General features: G+C 43.6%; 20 protein-coding genes. 12 read left to right on the top strand and 8 right to left on the bottom strand.

The window, feature by feature from the left end; genetic code table 11:
* Together LEP1GSC060_RS19945 and LEP1GSC060_RS08840 are read right to left on the bottom strand one after the other, a co-directional pair.
* Positions 1-176 (bottom strand): integrase core domain-containing protein (locus LEP1GSC060_RS19945; protein ID WP_155119655.1); only part of this gene is annotated, 176 nt, incomplete at its 3' end.
* Positions 177-879: 703 nt separating this feature from the next.
* On the bottom strand, positions 880-1,200 hold the full coding sequence (locus LEP1GSC060_RS08840) for a transposase (RefSeq protein WP_003001514.1): 321 nt from the start codon (positions 1,198-1,200) through the stop codon (positions 880-882).
* Between the two features lie 373 nt (positions 1,201-1,573).
* Between LEP1GSC060_RS08840 and LEP1GSC060_RS08845 the strand changes: the two genes are divergently transcribed.
* Genes LEP1GSC060_RS08845 through LEP1GSC060_RS08855 form a run of 3 tightly spaced genes read left to right on the top strand, consistent with a single transcriptional unit; the run spans position 1,574 to position 4,915 of the window.
* Positions 1,574-2,467: a tetratricopeptide repeat protein gene (locus tag LEP1GSC060_RS08845; RefSeq protein WP_036095963.1), complete on the top strand. Its 894-nt coding sequence runs from the start codon at positions 1,574-1,576 to the stop codon at positions 2,465-2,467.
* On the top strand, positions 2,464-3,480 hold the full coding sequence (gene dprA / locus LEP1GSC060_RS08850; protein ID WP_003001532.1) for a DNA-processing protein DprA: 1,017 nt from the start codon (positions 2,464-2,466) through the stop codon (positions 3,478-3,480). The genes LEP1GSC060_RS08845 and dprA overlap by 4 nt, the downstream gene beginning before the upstream one ends.
* On the top strand, positions 3,404-4,915 hold the full coding sequence (locus tag LEP1GSC060_RS08855) for an HTTM domain-containing protein (RefSeq protein ID WP_036095957.1): 1,512 nt from the start codon (positions 3,404-3,406) through the stop codon (positions 4,913-4,915). Before dprA ends, LEP1GSC060_RS08855 begins: the two co-directional genes overlap by 77 nt.
* A 4-nt stretch (positions 4,916-4,919) precedes the next feature.
* On the opposite strand, the gene ygiD is transcribed toward LEP1GSC060_RS08855, so the two are convergent.
* Positions 4,920-5,690: a 4,5-DOPA-extradiol-dioxygenase gene (gene ygiD / locus LEP1GSC060_RS08860; protein WP_003001542.1), complete on the bottom strand. Its 771-nt coding sequence runs from the start codon at positions 5,688-5,690 to the stop codon at positions 4,920-4,922.
* 191 nt (positions 5,691-5,881) lie between these two features.
* Between ygiD and LEP1GSC060_RS08865 the strand changes: the two genes are divergently transcribed.
* Genes LEP1GSC060_RS08865 through kdsB form a run of 6 tightly spaced genes read left to right on the top strand, consistent with a single transcriptional unit; the run spans position 5,882 to position 10,145 of the window.
* Positions 5,882-6,982 (top strand): glycosyltransferase, encoded by a 1,101-nt coding sequence (locus tag LEP1GSC060_RS08865; RefSeq protein ID WP_003001551.1) that lies wholly within the window; start codon positions 5,882-5,884, stop codon positions 6,980-6,982.
* A 4-nt stretch (positions 6,983-6,986) separates the two neighbouring features.
* The gene (locus LEP1GSC060_RS08870) at positions 6,987-7,211 is read left to right on the top strand and encodes a flagellar FlbD family protein (RefSeq protein WP_003001538.1); all 225 of its coding nucleotides are present in this window, start codon (positions 6,987-6,989) and stop codon (positions 7,209-7,211) included.
* Between the two features lie 6 nt (positions 7,212-7,217).
* A complete protein-coding gene (locus tag LEP1GSC060_RS08875; RefSeq protein ID WP_036095959.1) occupies positions 7,218-8,000 on the top strand; it encodes a motility protein A in 783 nt (260 codons plus the stop codon).
* Between the two features lie 12 nt (positions 8,001-8,012).
* Entirely contained in the window at positions 8,013-8,840 is an 828-nt protein-coding gene (gene motB, locus LEP1GSC060_RS08880) for a flagellar motor protein MotB (protein ID WP_003001525.1), read from the top strand.
* A 40-nt stretch (positions 8,841-8,880) separates the two neighbouring features.
* The gene (locus LEP1GSC060_RS08885) at positions 8,881-9,405 is read left to right on the top strand and encodes a flagellar basal body-associated FliL family protein (RefSeq protein WP_002723860.1); all 525 of its coding nucleotides are present in this window, start codon (positions 8,881-8,883) and stop codon (positions 9,403-9,405) included.
* A complete protein-coding gene (gene kdsB, locus LEP1GSC060_RS08890; protein ID WP_003001526.1) occupies positions 9,405-10,145 on the top strand; it encodes a 3-deoxy-manno-octulosonate cytidylyltransferase in 741 nt (246 codons plus the stop codon). Before LEP1GSC060_RS08885 ends, kdsB begins: the two co-directional genes overlap by 1 nt.
* On the opposite strand, the gene LEP1GSC060_RS08895 is transcribed toward kdsB, so the two are convergent.
* The 5 genes from LEP1GSC060_RS08895 to LEP1GSC060_RS08915 form a co-directional block, all read right to left on the bottom strand.
* Positions 10,138-10,476, bottom strand: a complete 339-nt coding sequence (locus LEP1GSC060_RS08895) for an STAS domain-containing protein (RefSeq protein ID WP_003001534.1) — start codon at positions 10,474-10,476, stop codon at positions 10,138-10,140. The genes kdsB and LEP1GSC060_RS08895 overlap by 8 nt on opposite strands.
* 48 nt (positions 10,477-10,524) lie before the next feature.
* Positions 10,525-10,731, bottom strand: coding sequence for a hypothetical protein (locus tag LEP1GSC060_RS08900; protein ID WP_003001522.1), 207 nt, complete (start codon positions 10,729-10,731; stop codon positions 10,525-10,527).
* Positions 10,732-10,892: 161 nt separating this feature from the next.
* Positions 10,893-11,342, bottom strand: coding sequence for a c-type cytochrome (locus tag LEP1GSC060_RS08905; RefSeq protein ID WP_003001536.1), 450 nt, complete (start codon positions 11,340-11,342; stop codon positions 10,893-10,895).
* Between the two features lie 241 nt (positions 11,343-11,583).
* A complete protein-coding gene (locus LEP1GSC060_RS08910) occupies positions 11,584-11,940 on the bottom strand; it encodes a Zn-ribbon domain-containing OB-fold protein (RefSeq protein ID WP_003001529.1) in 357 nt (118 codons plus the stop codon).
* Positions 11,941-12,248: 308 nt separating this feature from the next.
* Positions 12,249-13,016 carry a beta-ketoacyl-ACP reductase gene (locus tag LEP1GSC060_RS08915; protein ID WP_003001519.1) on the bottom strand — a complete coding sequence of 256 codons (768 nt, stop codon included), beginning with the start codon at positions 13,014-13,016 and terminating at the stop codon, positions 12,249-12,251.
* A 161-nt stretch (positions 13,017-13,177) separates the two neighbouring features.
* On the opposite strand from LEP1GSC060_RS08915, the gene LEP1GSC060_RS08920 reads away from it, so the two are divergent.
* The 3 genes from LEP1GSC060_RS08920 to LEP1GSC060_RS08930 all read left to right on the top strand — a co-directional run.
* Positions 13,178-13,885: an alpha/beta hydrolase gene (locus tag LEP1GSC060_RS08920; RefSeq protein ID WP_003001557.1), complete on the top strand. Its 708-nt coding sequence runs from the start codon at positions 13,178-13,180 to the stop codon at positions 13,883-13,885.
* Positions 13,882-14,556 carry a hypothetical protein gene (locus LEP1GSC060_RS08925; protein ID WP_003001548.1) on the top strand — a complete coding sequence of 225 codons (675 nt, stop codon included), beginning with the start codon at positions 13,882-13,884 and terminating at the stop codon, positions 14,554-14,556. The genes LEP1GSC060_RS08920 and LEP1GSC060_RS08925 overlap by 4 nt, the downstream gene beginning before the upstream one ends.
* A 591-nt stretch (positions 14,557-15,147) precedes the next feature.
* Positions 15,148-15,446 (top strand): DUF1561 family protein (locus LEP1GSC060_RS08930; protein WP_003001561.1); only part of this gene is annotated, 299 nt, incomplete at its 3' end.

Genomic DNA, 15,446 nt, shown 5'->3' on the forward strand with positions numbered 1-15,446 from the left:
AAAAAACCTAAATGTTGGTGAAGCCTAACATTGTTGAAAAGAAAAACGGCTTGATTGACGGCGACTATGGCTTCTTTAAAAGAAGCAAAAGAATTGACTAACCCAAATTCGTATTTAAGAGTTTTATTAACTCTTTCAGCGACAGCATTTTCATAACAATGATTTTCCTCAGTCATACTGATCCTGTGACCGGCGTTAAGTAAAATGTCCGTGTAATCCTTCGAACAAAATTGAATGCCTCGATCCGAATGATGGATGATCTTTTTGTCTTTCTGGAACTTGGTCCAGAGCCATATTCAAGGCATGGATGCAACCTGCCGTTTCGAGAGAGTGATGAAGTTTGAAACCAACGATCTTTCTGGAAAACAAATCGGTTACTAAAGAGAGGAATGCAAATCCGTCTCCGACCCGGATGTAAGTAATATCGGAAACGAGAATGAGATGAGGTTCTGCGGGAATTAAATTCTTGATTAAGTTGGGATGTTTGAAAAAAGGATGATTCGAATTCGTGGTCCTCAATATTTTCTCTGTTTTTCCAGAAGAAGAGAATGACTCTTCAGAAGCCGAAAAACATTGTCTCTGCCCATTTTGATGCAATATTCTTGTAGGACAGGTTTCAACATCTCATAAAGTTTTCTGCCTCTTGCCTCTTGTTGCAGGTAAAAGATGTCGAATAATCCTTTTTACTTCATTAAGAAGTAATTCTTCTTTTGATATGAATTCCAGGTTCGTTTTAGGTATGAACTTTTTGTAATACGCCTGTCGACTTTTTTCAAAGAATCGACAGGCTTCCGATATGGCAATCTTACTATTTTGTTTCTCTAAAGTTCTTCTGGATTCTTCGATACAAGATGTCCAAAGTTTTTTTTAGATCTATCTTCAAATCTCTCTCTCTGCAACTTTGATTAAACTCTTGTAAAGGATATTTTCTATCGTCGCACTCGATATACTAGGTGTTTTTTCAAGTTCACGGATTCTCTTTTTCGATTCTTTCAATTGATTGATTTCGTCTTCCAATTCCACCCTCACTACCTTACTCATAAGATGATTCTTTCCATACTTTTTTAACCAACCTCGGATTGTCACGGAACCGCAGATTCCATAATACTTCATCGCCTGATTCTGGCTATACTTTCCAAACTCTATTTCCTGAATTACTTTTCTCTTGAACGCTTCACTGTAACGTTTGATCGTTGTCATTTTTCCTACCTCACTGACAACTTTTTCTAGGACGCTACAAAAGCCCCTAAAACCTAACTCCTAAAACCTAACTCCTAAAACCTAACTCCTAAAACCGCCGGTTGTGCAAAAAAGCGAAAAAACTCCGCATTTCCCGCTTTTTTTCTCGAAAATGCAATCCGCGGTTTCCATTTCCAAAACCGTTATTCAATAGGGGAGGCCGATACTCATCAAAAAGGTCGATCCTTTCCGAGGAAATCGTATGATTCAAAACAGTGTGGTGGTTAGTTCAGGAGAGTTCGGTATAACCAATGCGAAAGCGATTATATGTTGCGATCCATTGGGAGCAAACGCATCGAGTTTCCATTCGCCCAGATTTTCTTACACCCAATTCATGTTCAGTTCCGTTTTTTGGAAACGGATTCTCGTTTTAGCCTTCGTCGCAATCGTTTTTATTTCCTGCGAAAGATCCAAAAATTTCGGATTTCAAAATCGGGGAGACAGGCCGCCGACCGTGGAAGATTTGGAGACCTGGAAAGAAAGGCTTGCGATGGAAGAAGCGGAGATCATCGAGTTGGAAAAGAAAATTTCTTCGATGGCTCAAAAGACAAGATCCGCCGGCGCTCTCAGTTGGAAAATCGCTCAGGGTTATATGAAAATCGGCGATTACGATATGGGAGTTAAATTTTACAACCGAGCGCTGAAAGAAAACAACGAAGGAAAAAAAGTGGAGATCGTGGGCGCGGAGCTTCATTTTTTCGAACCTGCAATTCCCTATTTTGAAAAGGCGCTCCTTTTAAAACCGATCGATCAACAACTTTTGTTTGAAACCGCTCTCGCTTATGCGAACGCATCCAAAGACAGGGGTTGGGAGACTACAAGAAGACGGATCGCAATCGATCTTTTCACTCATCTGGCGATTCAAGATCCCCGCGATTCCCGATTTCCGTTTCAGCTCGCGCTCATCTATTTCGATTCTTCCATGCCGGATTCTTCCTGGGAAGGAGTGTCGGCCGGTTTTCACGATCAGGACAAAGCCGTGGTCATTCTGGATGATATTATAAAAAAAGAATCTAAAAACGTTCCCGCTCGTTTTGCCAAAGCGAACTTTTTATATCGTCTCGGCAAAACGGAGGATTCCAAGGAAGAATATCTGAAGGTTAAAAAAACGATCGAAGAATTGAACGACGCCGGACTCGTACGCGGCGGGCTGGAAAAAAACGATTCGTACCAAAACGTACTTCAAAACCTGAAAAAAATCGAAGAGAGTTCCTCGAAATCGGAATGAATCCTCTCGTTCTCGTCGACTCAAAAGTCTCCAAATTCTGTTTACAAAATAGAATATTCGAAAAACTGAATTCTTGGAAAGCTTTGAGCGAACACTTGGAACGTTCTCTTCCCGCCTCCGTTTTGAAGAAGGCCGTGTATACTTCCGGGAAAATTTCGAAGGATTTGAAAAAGACCGGGTTTTCGATACTTTCTTTTTACGATCCGGAGTATCCGTCTTTTTTAAAGGAAATCTACGATCCTCCATTCGTTTTATTTTATAAAGGAAATTTGAATATTCTCAATCTATCATTTGCCGCGGTCGTCGGCACGAGAGATCCTTCTCCGGTTTCTACGTTTGCGGCCGAATTGTTTCCCTCTTATTTGAAGAAAAACGGTTTTTCGGGAATCGTTTCGGGTCTCGCCAAAGGAATCGACGCAACGAGTATGAACGCGGCCCTCGACGAAGAGTTAGCCGTCATCGGAGTTATGGGGACCGGACCGGAAACCGAATATCCTTTCGAAAACAAAAGGCTCTATCAAAGAATGAAGTCCTCGAAACGAACTTTGATTTTGACGGAATACCCGCCCGGTCAAAAAATTTTGAAATACACGTTTCCAAAACGAAATCGGATCGTGACCGGAATTTGTGGTTCCGTTTTTATCGTAGAAGCGCCTGAAAAATCCGGAGCGATTTCTTCCGCGTACAATGCGCTGGAACAAAATCGAAGAGTTATTATTTTTTCCGATCCTAGTCAAACGAGAAACAGAGGCGGAGAAATTTTGATCGAAGAAGGCGCGGAAACTTTAAATCTGAACGACATCTCTTTTGGGATGAGGGAAGTGTTTCACGTAAACGATCTTTTACCCGATTCTCAATCGAAAATTCCGGGAATGCTTGCAGAACTTTCTCGGAAACGCTTTTCTGGCGAGTGGAAACCGATCGGTTCCGGTTACTATGCGAGAAAAACTTATTTCCAACCTCTTCTTCCGGGTTTCGAATCCGGTCCCCGCTTGGTCCCTCGGATTTTATAGAATCGTACTCGGTATTCTTCTTTTTATATTAGCATTTCGTTATTTTTCGAACGGATGGATTTCCAGATATTTCTTGGATCCGACTTTTCATTTTAAATTTTACGGTTTTTCTTGGGTCGGAGTTCTTCCGGCTTGGATTTTAATTCCTCTTTTTGTTTCCCTTCTTTTTTTTGCGGTTTTTATCTCTTTGGGAATTTTTTACAGAATTTCCATTCTTTGTTTTTTTCTGATCTTTACGTATATAAACCTTCTCGAAGTCGCGGTTTATCTCAATCATTACTATCTTATCTGTTTGCTTCTTTTTATTTTGATCTGGATTCCGGCCGATAGATCCTTGAATATATTTCATATTTTTAGAATATTCAAAAACAGAGATATTGAGGACGTAGAACCGATTCCGGAATGGAATCTTTATATCCTCAGGTTTCAGATCGGAGTTGTTTATTTTTTCGGAGGGATCGGCAAGCTGGCGCCGGATTGGCTTTACGACGCGCGACCGGTTCGAATTTGGCTCCTCAGAAACTCGGATATTCCGATTTTCGGCCCGACTCTTTCCATGTCGGCTACGGGATATTTTTTCAGCTACGCGGGTTTGATCTTCGATCTTGCGGTTCCTTTTCTGCTATTAAACCGTAAAACGAGAAGATTCGGATATTCTTTAGTTCTAATATTCCATTTTTTGACTTGGAAGTTGTTTCCGATCGGTATGTTTCCTTGGGTGATGATTTTGAACGCCACTTTGTTTTTTTCTCCGACTTGGCCGGTCGATCTGTTTCGATTTCTGAAATCCAGAAGAATGATTCCGGATCGAGAGAACATTTTTCATTTCTTATGGACCCGATTCCCGATTCATTTTCGAAAATCTGTTTTCTCTTTTATCGAATCCTTTTTGGCGTTTTTAGAATCTAAGTCTCGGATATCGGAAGATCTTATTTTCTCCAAAGTAGGCGCGCTTAGAAAGAAGTTCGGTTTTCTTTTATCCGATCGCACACTTCGTTACTTCTGGATATTTTACGTTCTTTTTCAGTGTTTATTTCCTCTCAGACATTTTTTGTATCCCGGAAATCGTCTTTGGACGGAACAAGGTTTTCGATTTTCCTGGCAGATTATGTTGGTGCAAAAAAACGGAATCGCCTCGTTTCGAGTGGTAAATCAACAAACCGGGGAGACGAACGTAGTTCTTCCGGAATCTCATCTCAACGAAATTCAAAGAATTATGATGAGTTATCAACCGGATCTGATTCTTCAGTTCGCTCATTGGATCGGCAAAAATGAAAAGGAAAGGACCGGCCAAGAAGTTTCGGTATATGCGGACGTAACGGTTTCTTTAAACGGAAGAAAAAGTCAGGTTCTGATCGATCCGGAAAGGGATTTGATGAAGGTTTCCGATTCTCTAACCAATAAGGAATGGATTCTCTCCGGAGACGAAGATTGATTTTTTAAACCGAAGTGAAGGATCTCATCGATACGGTTCGGTTTTGAAAACTATGATGAATGAACTTCACTTTCTCTTCGGGTTTCATCGCGCCTAAGACGTAAAAGATCGGTTCCAAATGTTCCGTGCTGGGCGCGGCGAGTTTTGCGAGGTCTCCTTTTTTTTGAAAGTCGATAATCGCCTTGTCGTTCCTGGACTCCAACGCTTGTCGCACGAACTCGTCGAATTCGATCGCCCAATCCGCAGGTGTCGCGTCCCTATCGTAAAAGTCCGCTTTTTGTAGATTGTGAACGATGTTTCCGCTTCCGACGATCAAGGTTCCTTCTTCTCGAAGAGGTTGTAATTGTTTTCCGATCTCGTATTGTTTTTCGGGATTCAAGTTCGCGTCTATACTCAACTGAACCGTGGGAAGATTCGCTTTCCGGAAAAGAAAATACAACACTCCCCAACTTCCGTGATCCAGTCCCCATTCCGTAGTCGCCCACACGTCCACGGTTTTAACCGATGTTTGAATTCGTTTTGCAAGTTCCGGAGATCCGGGAGGTCGGTATTTCAATTCGTATAATTCTTGGGGGAATCCGTAAAAATCATAAATCTGTTCCGGAGGATCGGAAACCGTCACGAAAGTTCCCCGCGTTTTCCAATGCGCGGAAACGACGAGTATATTCTTTACCGCTTGAAGTGCGGAACTCCATTCCTCCAGATTCCGAGTGAAGTCCGAAGGAGTTACGAGGTTCATCGGAGAACCGTGTCCAATAAATAAAACCGGATTCATAAAGAGGGAAACAACCGAGTGTTGGATTTCATAATTCTATTTTAAACTTTTCTTGTCTACCGGATCATCGAAGGGCCGCACTTTTTTGCGAGCCCGCAGTCTGCCGATTCGTTTTTTACGAAAGTTTTCGAATCCGAGCGCTGAAAGAGTATCATTCGTAGAAAATTCTCAAATTTGCCGATGATAACCGTATGAAAGTTGCAATCATCCACGATTGGCTGAACGGAATGCGCGGGGGAGAATTGGTTCTGGATTCGCTGCTCAAAATTTATCCTACCGCCGATCTTTTCACCTTATTCTATAGCCCCGGCAAATTAAACCCGCGGATCGAACAAAGAAAAATCACGACCGCGTTCACAAACAATCTTCCGTTTAAGGATTCCAAGTATCGTTGGTATCTTCCCTTGTTTCCGACGGCGATCGAGTCGTTGGATCTGAAAGGATACGAACTTGTGATCTCTTCTTCTCATTGTGTAGCCAAAGGTGTCATAACGCACCCGGATTCGATTCATTTCAGTTATGTGCATTCTCCGATGCGTTACGTTTGGGATTTGTATTACGATTACTTTCCCTCTCGGAAGGGATTTAAATTTTTTGCGTTCGAGGCGATCTCGAATTACCTCAGAACCTGGGACGTCGCTTCCGCATCCAGAGTGGATCGGTTCTGGTCCAACTCCGAGTTCGTTGCGAAAAGAATCCAAAAGTTTTACCGAAGAGAAGCCAAGGTCATCTTTCCTCCTTGTCTGCCCGAAAAATGGAAGGTCGTCTCGGAAACGAAGGACGACTTCTATCTCATCGTCTCCGCGTTTGCTCCTTACAAAAGAATCGATCTCGCGATCGAAACGTTTCGTAAAAACGGAAAACGACTCGTGCTCATCGGAGGAGGGCAGGAGTTTAAGAAGCTCACTTCCGATCTTCCTAAGAATATAGAAATTCTTCCTCATCTCAAACGGGAAGAGGTTTTGGAATATTACAAAAAAGCAAAGGCATTCATCTTTCCGGGAATGGAGGATTTCGGAATCGCTCCCGTGGAAGCGCAGGCGCATTCCACTCCCGTGATCGCTTTTGGAAAAGGAGGCGCATTGGAAACCGTCGTTTCCGGTAAGACCGGAGTTTTTTTTCCGGAACAAACCGTAGAATCTTTGCAGGCGGCGATCGATCGATCGGATCGGATTTCCTGGAAAACTTCCGAATTTCAGAAGAACGTAAATCGGTTTACGGAGGAAAAATTCATTATCGAAATCAAGAAGCAGGTCGAGAATAGAATCGGGACTCCAAGGAAAAAGGGATAGTCGTTTGATTCTACTTCACAGGTTGAAAGGAGACGAGTTCGTACTCAACGCTTCTCATATCGAAAGTCTGGAAGCGAATCCGGATACGACGATCACACTTTCCAACGATAGAAAGTTTGTGGTGAGGGAATCCGTCCCCGAAGTGATCGAAAAAATTATAGAATATAAAAAACGTATTCTTGTATTTCCTCTGGGATCTTCTCCGGATCAGTTCAAAAGGGTGGAATAAAATATCATGGATTTTGGAACAGTAGTTGGTTTAGGTGCGGCGTGTGTCCTGATGATTTTCGGGATTATCTCTGCTGGTTTAACTCCGTTAGACCTTTTCGACGTTCCTTCGATTTTGATTACCTTTGGCGGCGCGACTGCGGGAACGATCATGGCGGTACCTTGGGAATCCACTCTCGCCGTTGGAAAAGTGACACAAAAGGTTTTTAGAACGGAAAAACACGATCTTATAGAATTGATCAAAACGTTAGTCTCCTTTTCGGAGAAGGCGAGAAGAAAAGGTCTCCTCGCGCTCGAGGACGACGTAAACGAACTTCCGGACGAATTTCTACGCAAAGGAATCACACTCGTAGTCGACGGAACGGACCCGGAACTCGTTCGAAACATTATGGAAACCGAAATGGGAAACATCGCTTCCCGTCACAACAACGGAAAAGCTTGGTGGGAAAACTGGGGAGCCTTGGCTCCCGCGTTCGGGATGATCGGAACCTTGATCGGACTCGTGCAGATGTTGAAGAACCTCGGCTCCGGCGATCCTTCCGCGATCGGAACGGGAATGGCGGCGGCCTTGATTACGACTTTGTACGGATCCATGGGCGCCAACATGTTCGCGATTCCCGTAATGAAAAAACTCATGCGTAAATCCGAAGACGAACTTACCATCAAACAGATCATGATCGAAGGAACTCTATCGATTCAATCCGGGGACAACCCGAGGATCGTAAAAGACAAGTTGTCTTCGTTCCTTCCTCCTTCGGAAAGAGACGTGCTCAAAGACGACAGCGAGTAAGTTCGGTTCATTATGGCAAAAGCGAAATGTCCGGAATGTATTCAGAATATCCCCGAGTATATGCTCACCTACGGGGATATGGTGACGTTGTTGTTATGCTTCTTTATCATGCTTTATACCACCGGTAAAACGAACGCGATCGAGATGCAGATCATACTTTCCGCGTTTAAGACCACGACCGGATTTTTCGACGGAGGTCAGACTCTTTCCAAAGGGAAACTCGAGGAAATGGGAATGAACATAGAAAGTCTTCCTTCTCAAACGACCGGAAAGGCCCTTTCCAAATCCAAAAAACTTGCCACCGAACTTTTTAAACCGGAAGTGGAAGCGGGAAAGGTAAAGATCACGGAAGACGAAAGAGGTCTTATTATCTCTCTTGTCAGTGCGGATTATTTCAATCCGGGTTCCGCGATTCTTACGGACTCGATCAAGGTCGCTCTGCGAAAGGCGAGTTCGTTGATCAAAGAATTGGATCGTTTTGTTCGTGTGGAAGGGCATTGCGACGCAAACGCGGTCAATCCCGGAGTTGCGCCCGGAAAAGAAGAAAGGGCTTATATCAACAACTGGGATTTAGCGGGTGCAAGAGCGATTAACGCGACGGATTATATCATCAACGTTGAAAAACTGGATCCGTCCTGGTTTCAAGCGGTGAGTTTCGGAGCGTTTCGACCTTTGGTGGTCGAATATGCGGGAACTCCCGAAGCAAAAGCTTACAATCGAAGAATCGATATCGTAGTCATGACCGATAAATCGACCAAACGAAGTCCGTACGAAACCAATTTCGGACTTCCCAATACGAAAATTCCCGGCTCCGAGTCGAGTGTACCCGGCAAAGAGTGATCGGAAGAACAACTAACGTTAAAATTCAGGAGGCGAACCCATGGGTGATGCGGAAATAGACGAGGAAGAAGGCGGGCTCCCCGCCGCCGAAGGCGGCGGAGGAACGTCGCCCATTATCAAATGGCTTTTGTATGTGGCGGGAGCCATATTCGGAATTATTATCGTCGCGATCATCGCGATGGTGGTCGCAAAACAAACTGCGACGAGTACGTTCACACAAATGAAAAACGTGGCGTTGGTAAAACCTCCTCCGCCTTTGGCGAACTATAACTTCACGGAAGAATTTCGGATCAACACTTCGGACAAGGGAGAAGCCCACTTCGTAAAGATGAAACTCGCTTTCGGGATCGCAAAGGAAGATCAAACCTTATCCGCCGAACTTGCGGAAAGAAACGCTCAGATGCGCGACTTGATCAACCTGATCGTGGGAAGAAAGTCCAAGGACGAACTCATCAACATCGAAGACCAGTTGGATCTTCGGGAAGAGATCAAGGCGCAAGTGAATCATATTCTCACCGAAGGCAAAATTCAGGAAGTTTACTTCACCGAGTTTATCGTCAACTGATGAGAAAAATTCTCGGGGTAATTCCGGCGCGTTATGCAAGCTCCCGGTTTCCGGGCAAACCTCTCGCTAAGATCGGAGATAAAACGATGATCGAGTGGACGTACCGGAACGCTTCCCGCTCGACCACCTTATCCGAGTTAGTCGTCGCCACGGACGACGTCCGGATTCACGAAGTTGTTCTCGGCTTCGGAGGAAAAAGTGTGATGACGAGTTCGGATCATCCTTCTGGAACCGATCGAATCATCGAGGTTTCCAATCAATTTTCTGAATATTCCATAATTGTAAATATCCAAGGCGACGAACCCGGAATCGAACCGGAGCTCATCGACGGAGTGGCGAGCCTCAAGGCATCTCATCCGGAATGGACGATGAGTACGGCGGCGGTCCCTTTGTTCGATCCTTTACATACAAACGATCCCAATCGAGTCAAAGTCGTCTTGGATCATAACGGAAAGGCGATTTACTTTTCGAGATCTTTGATTCCGAGTCAGTTTAAAACGACGGTTCCCTTGTATCGCCATTTGGGAATTTACGGATACGACCGGGATTTTCTTTTAAAATACAATTCTCTGCCTAAAAGTAATTTGGAAGAATCGGAGTCCTTGGAACAGCTCAGGGCGATCGAAGCGGGTTACGGAATCGGAGTTTATTTGGCAAAGGAAGCGGGGTTATCCGTGGATACTCCGGCTGATTTGGAAATTGTGATCGAAGATTTTAAAAAACGGAAATGGATTACTTAAGAGCTTCTTGAAGAGAATCGTGGATCAAAACGAAGTCCGTCAATCCGACAATGTCCATCACCTTTCGGAAATGTTCGTTCAGGCCCGCGAATTCGATTTTTCTTTTTGCCTCGGAAGCTTTTGTGATCAAGCTGATGAGGGTCGCAATTCCCGCCGAATTGATGTAGGAAGTGCCTTGAAAGTTCAGAATGACACGATTTCGTTTTTCTTGGGGAATGGATTCGTATTTTCTTACGATTTCCTCGTCTGCTTCCGAAGTAATTTCCCCTTCGATATGGATAATTGGAACGGAAACGGCAAGATCTACAAAAATTTTGAAGTCGTCGGACATAAGAATCTTACGACTAAAAACCGCTAAATTCCATGAAAGTCAATCGAATTACGCATAATTTCCGAGTTCGGTCGGAGACAATTGATCGAATTGTCGTCCGCATTTTTTGCAATAAAATTTAACCGCTTTCGGTTTGGATGAAATTCCGAAAAGAATCAAAAAGATACCGAGTTTGGTATAAGTTTTTTCTTCTCGAGTGTTGGGGGATGTTCTGCTGATTCCGCAGTCTGCACCGCAGGGATTGTTTGAATTCACAAGAATAAATTGCGTTCGGGGTTAAAAAATGCCAGTCGAAAAAACAAAAGCGGCTCGGAAAAAAAAGTCTTCCGAGCCGAAAAGAATTTTAGAATTCTTCCTAAAACCTTTTTTCATTCCCGTATGAGTCCGTTAATTCTGAAAGTTTTAGGACCAGGCTCTTAGTTTTTAGAAAGATGAACTACGTATTTTGCAAGTAGTTTCAGATTTTCATCGCCTAAGAATTTATACGCAACCATCGGGCTTTTCGGAATTCCGTTGTTGAGAGTTTTCAAAATTCCCGCTTCCGTATTTCCGTTTTTCCACTGCGAGGCAGGAGCTTTGTAGTTACGAGGTTTCGGATTGAGACTTTCCGCAGCAGCCCCGTCTCCCGATCCTTTTTCACCGTGACAGGAGGCGCAGTTTTGATTGAAGATTTCTTGTCCTTTCTGAAGTTCGGGGCTGAGAGTCGAAGCGGTTTCCGTTGCAACGGGAGCGGAAGTCGTTTCAGTCGGCTGGTTTCCGGATGCGGAAGTTTCGGTTGGTTTGTCGGACTTATCTCCGCAGTTCAAAAAAAGAACCAAAGAGGTAAGAGCGATCACGATGGAAAGAATCATATTTTTGGAGTTCATCGAAAATCACCTCTATTTTGCAGGCCAACTTATCTTAAGAGGAAAATTCAAGATAGAATTTTTTGTCAGGCAATTGTCACAGAACCTGATTTTTCTAGGAACTCCTAGTTTTAGGGACAGATATCGGACAACGCCCACTGTGCCGGCCTTACCTAGGATACGTTGCCCTTTTTTGACCGGTGTATCTCCAATTTTTTAGTAAATTTATTTTCCAATGCGTTGGATATTATCCAAGAGAAGCCTACACCGGGTTGAAGATAAATCCGGTTCCGGATTCATCCCTTTGGAATCGAACGGGAAGATCGATTTTAACGGACTCGGTGATTGGAATGCCGGAAACTTTGCCTTCTAAGATTCCCATCGTTTTGATTCCTTCTTCCAACTCCACAACCGCCAAAACGTAAGGCGCTCTTTGGGCGAGATGACCGAAACCTACGTAAACGACTGTGTAAGTATAAATTTTACCGAACCCACCGAATTGCATTTCGGAAACCTTAGAACTTCCGCATTGAGTACAAGAGATCGAAGGTTCCGTCGTCTGAAAACCGCAAGAGTCGCATTTTTTTCCTTTCAGAATTTCTAATATAGTTTCGGACATATTTAAACCCTCTGAAGAATATGAATACCGTGAACAAAACGACTCAACGATGGAAGGGATTTCGATTTTCTCGTTTTGTCTCCACAATCGTTTTCTAAATCAACGTGAGTTCGGTATAACCAATGCGAAAGCGATTGAAGCGGAATCAACAAATTGGAATGAAGAAAGAATTTCTCTTTTAGAGCGATCTATCAATTTGTTGATTGGAGCATTATGTTGCGACCGCAGGCAGCAACATTAAGTTCAAGCGCGGTCCGGCCGTCAAGGCCGGATTCGCCCAAACTTTTTTAAGCCGAACTCACGTTAAATCACATTCCGATCGCGGCGCCCCCGTCCACTCTCAGATAGGTTCCCGTAATATAGTTGGATTGATCGCTTAAGAAAAACTTCACCGCGTTTGCGATCTCTTGTTGTGTTCCCGGTCTTCGGAGAGGAATGAACATAGGATCGGTCAATTTCTTTTGAACGTCTTCCGGCAACGACGCCGTCATGTCGGTCTGTACGTAACCGGGACAAACCGCGTTTACGAGAACGTTTCTTCCGGAAAATTCTCTCGCAGAAACTTTTGTAAGTGCGATCACTCCCGCTTTCGAAGCGGAATAGTTTGCCTGTCCCGGTTGCCCTGTAAGTCCGGAAACCGAAGAGATGTTTACGATCCTTCCGGACTCGGCTTTGAGAAGAAGTTTGGATGCGTATTTCGTCATAAGGAATACACCTTTGAGGTTTACGTCCATTACGAAGTCGAATTCTTGTTCGGTCATTCTCATCAAAAGATTGTCCTTGAGAACTCCCGCGTTGTTGACGAGAAAATCCAACTTTCCGAATTTTTCTTTGATGCCCGTAATGACCGCTTCACAATCTTCCGGTTTGGTCACGTTGCAGGAAATTCCTAAAGTTTTTACGCCGAATTCTTTGGCGATGTCCGCCGCCGCTTGTTCGATATGTTCTTTGTTTAAGTCGACAACGACTATGTCGCCTCCTTCTTTTGCGATTGTATTTGCGATCGCTCTTCCGAGACCGCGAGGAGACGCCGCTCCGGTAACGAGCGCTACTTTTCCTTCGAATTGTTTAGACATGATTTCCCTCGTGTCGAGTTTCTAATTGGCTTTCCATTTCGGTAGGAGAAATAGAATTGCCAAGTAAAAACTTTCTCTCGAATTTCCTTTACCTTTCTAAATCTAAAATATAGATTCGTTTCGATGAATATTCTTTCGTTTCATTTTTGGAGAATTTGAACATGCAATCTTCTTACAATCGTCCCTTGGAAAGGGTCGGGCCGATCGAAGCCGTTCGTATTCCCGGTAATCCGGAAAGTTATACGGTGATTTTATTTCACGGTTACGGAGCGAACGCGTACGATCTTTCTCCTCTCAGCGCTTACTTGGATCTTCCCGACGGAACCAATTGGTTGTTTCCGAACGGAATTTTGGACATCCCCGTCATGCCGGGTTACAACGGAAGAGCTTGGTTTCCGATCGATATGGAAGCGTTACAAAAAGCGATGTTGACGGGCGGTTATCGGGATTTTTCGGATCGTTATCCCGCGGGTTTGGAAAGCGCGAGAGAAAAAGCGGTGGAGATGATTCGGAGTTTGGGAGTTTCCATGGACAAGATGATTCTCGGAGGTTTCAGTCAAGGCGCGATGCTAGCAACGGACATCACTCTTCATTCCGAAGTTCCTCCCGCGGGTCTTGTGATTTTATCGGGAACTCTCATCAGCGAAACGGATTGGAAACGACTCGCCGAAAAAAAGAAAGATTATAAATTCTTTCAAAGCCACGGTAGAATGGATCCGGTTCTAGGATATCCCGCCGCAAAAAAACTCGAACAACTTTTGATCGGAGCCGGATGGAAAGGGGAGATGATCGCTTTTCAGGGTGGACATGAAATTCCCGAAGTCGTACTTAGGGGGATGAACCTGTATCTCAGGAACATTACCGGATGACGAAACTCATAGAGAAATACATCGCTTTAAAAAACAAATATCGGAATTACGATACCAAAGAAGCTCTGAAAAGAATGCAGGCTTTTCGAATATCTCTCAAGGAGTTGGGAGAAAAAGGTTTTCATACCGGTGTGGAAATCTTGGGTTCGATCAACTTCGGAATCGTGGAAATCGCCTCCGATATCGATTGTATTCTTCTTCACTTTTGCGATCTTCATAAGGAAGTGGAATGCCCCGAATACTGTCCTAACTTTCTCTACGAAACCGAAGAAATCACCGCTTCACTTCGCAAACGTCTGAACGACGAGAATTTAAAAGTCGAGTTCTTGGATTGTATCAATTTGCGAATGGTGGAAAAGGCGATGGAACAAAAGGACAATCTCAAAAACAGCGATCTTCTCAAACGATTGATGTTTTATAGAACGATCGGAAGACCGGTCAATCGTCCCTTGTTCATCCCTTATTGCGAAAAACTCGAGGAGAACGAAGAGTTCATTCGGGAAATTCTAGATTGGGGTTCCGTAGCTCTTGAGGATTATCTCAAAACTTCCACACATAGATTTTCGTTCAGCAAGTACAACGAAAGAATCGAAAGCTCCGGTCTTCAACTGCCGCCCGGACTTAAGGAAGAATTAAAAAGTTACTTTGACGAGGTTTCGGAAAACGGTTGATACGTTCGTAAAAACCGCGTTAGGCGAAAGTGGCTTTAAGTTCGGAAAAAGCTCATACAACATCGACAAGTCCTCGGGACTGAAAGTAAGGGCTTGTCCCGATCTTTGGTGATTCCGCATATCCAATTCCAACCGTATTGCTTGAGTGAAAAGGGAATGGTCTTCTCGCTTTTTTTGTGTAAAAGGAAAAAAGAAACCGACCACTTTCCGAAGATTCAAAATTTGTTATGCCGAACTCAATCTAAATATTGAATATGATTAATTTATAAACTAATCGGGTCGTTGTATTATGGCCGTATAAAAATTTTCAGAATGAAAAAATAAAGACCGAATATTTTGGTCGATACTTAAGTAAAACATAATAAATGTTCCGGACTTGAAAAATACGGATCATAATTCAAATACAATTCATATATATGTTTAGAATAAGCGAACTATCATTTGTATCCATTAGAATATCCCAAACAGTGTAAGGTTTTGATTTCACTGAAAAACAAAAGAACGATAAAATGTGAAAATGGATCGGTATTGGAATCGTTATCGATTGTATGATTACGTTTTAATTTCTCAAAACAAGTAGGGGGTAAAAAAATGGGTCGTTGGGTAGTTCTGTTAGTATTTTTGTCGGTTTCGGTGGGAGTCGGTTTCACTTACGGTGTAAGCCCCTCGATTATCGATCTTTTATCGAACGTTAGTCGCCGTTCGATCGTTCAAAAGCCCACCGATAAACCGAAAGATAAACCGATTAAGGTCGTTGTACACGACGGAGGCAAGTTTTGTTACGCCCCTGTTTTCAGCGGAGGGGAAAGTTATATTCAGATTGAACAGTGTTGGGAGCAACACGTCGCTAACGCAAGATACGATGTGTTTCAAAGAATTATACTAGGTGT

The organism is Leptospira weilii serovar Ranarum str. ICFT (assembly GCF_000332415.1).
Lineage (GTDB): Bacteria > Spirochaetota > Leptospiria > Leptospirales > Leptospiraceae > Leptospira > Leptospira weilii_A.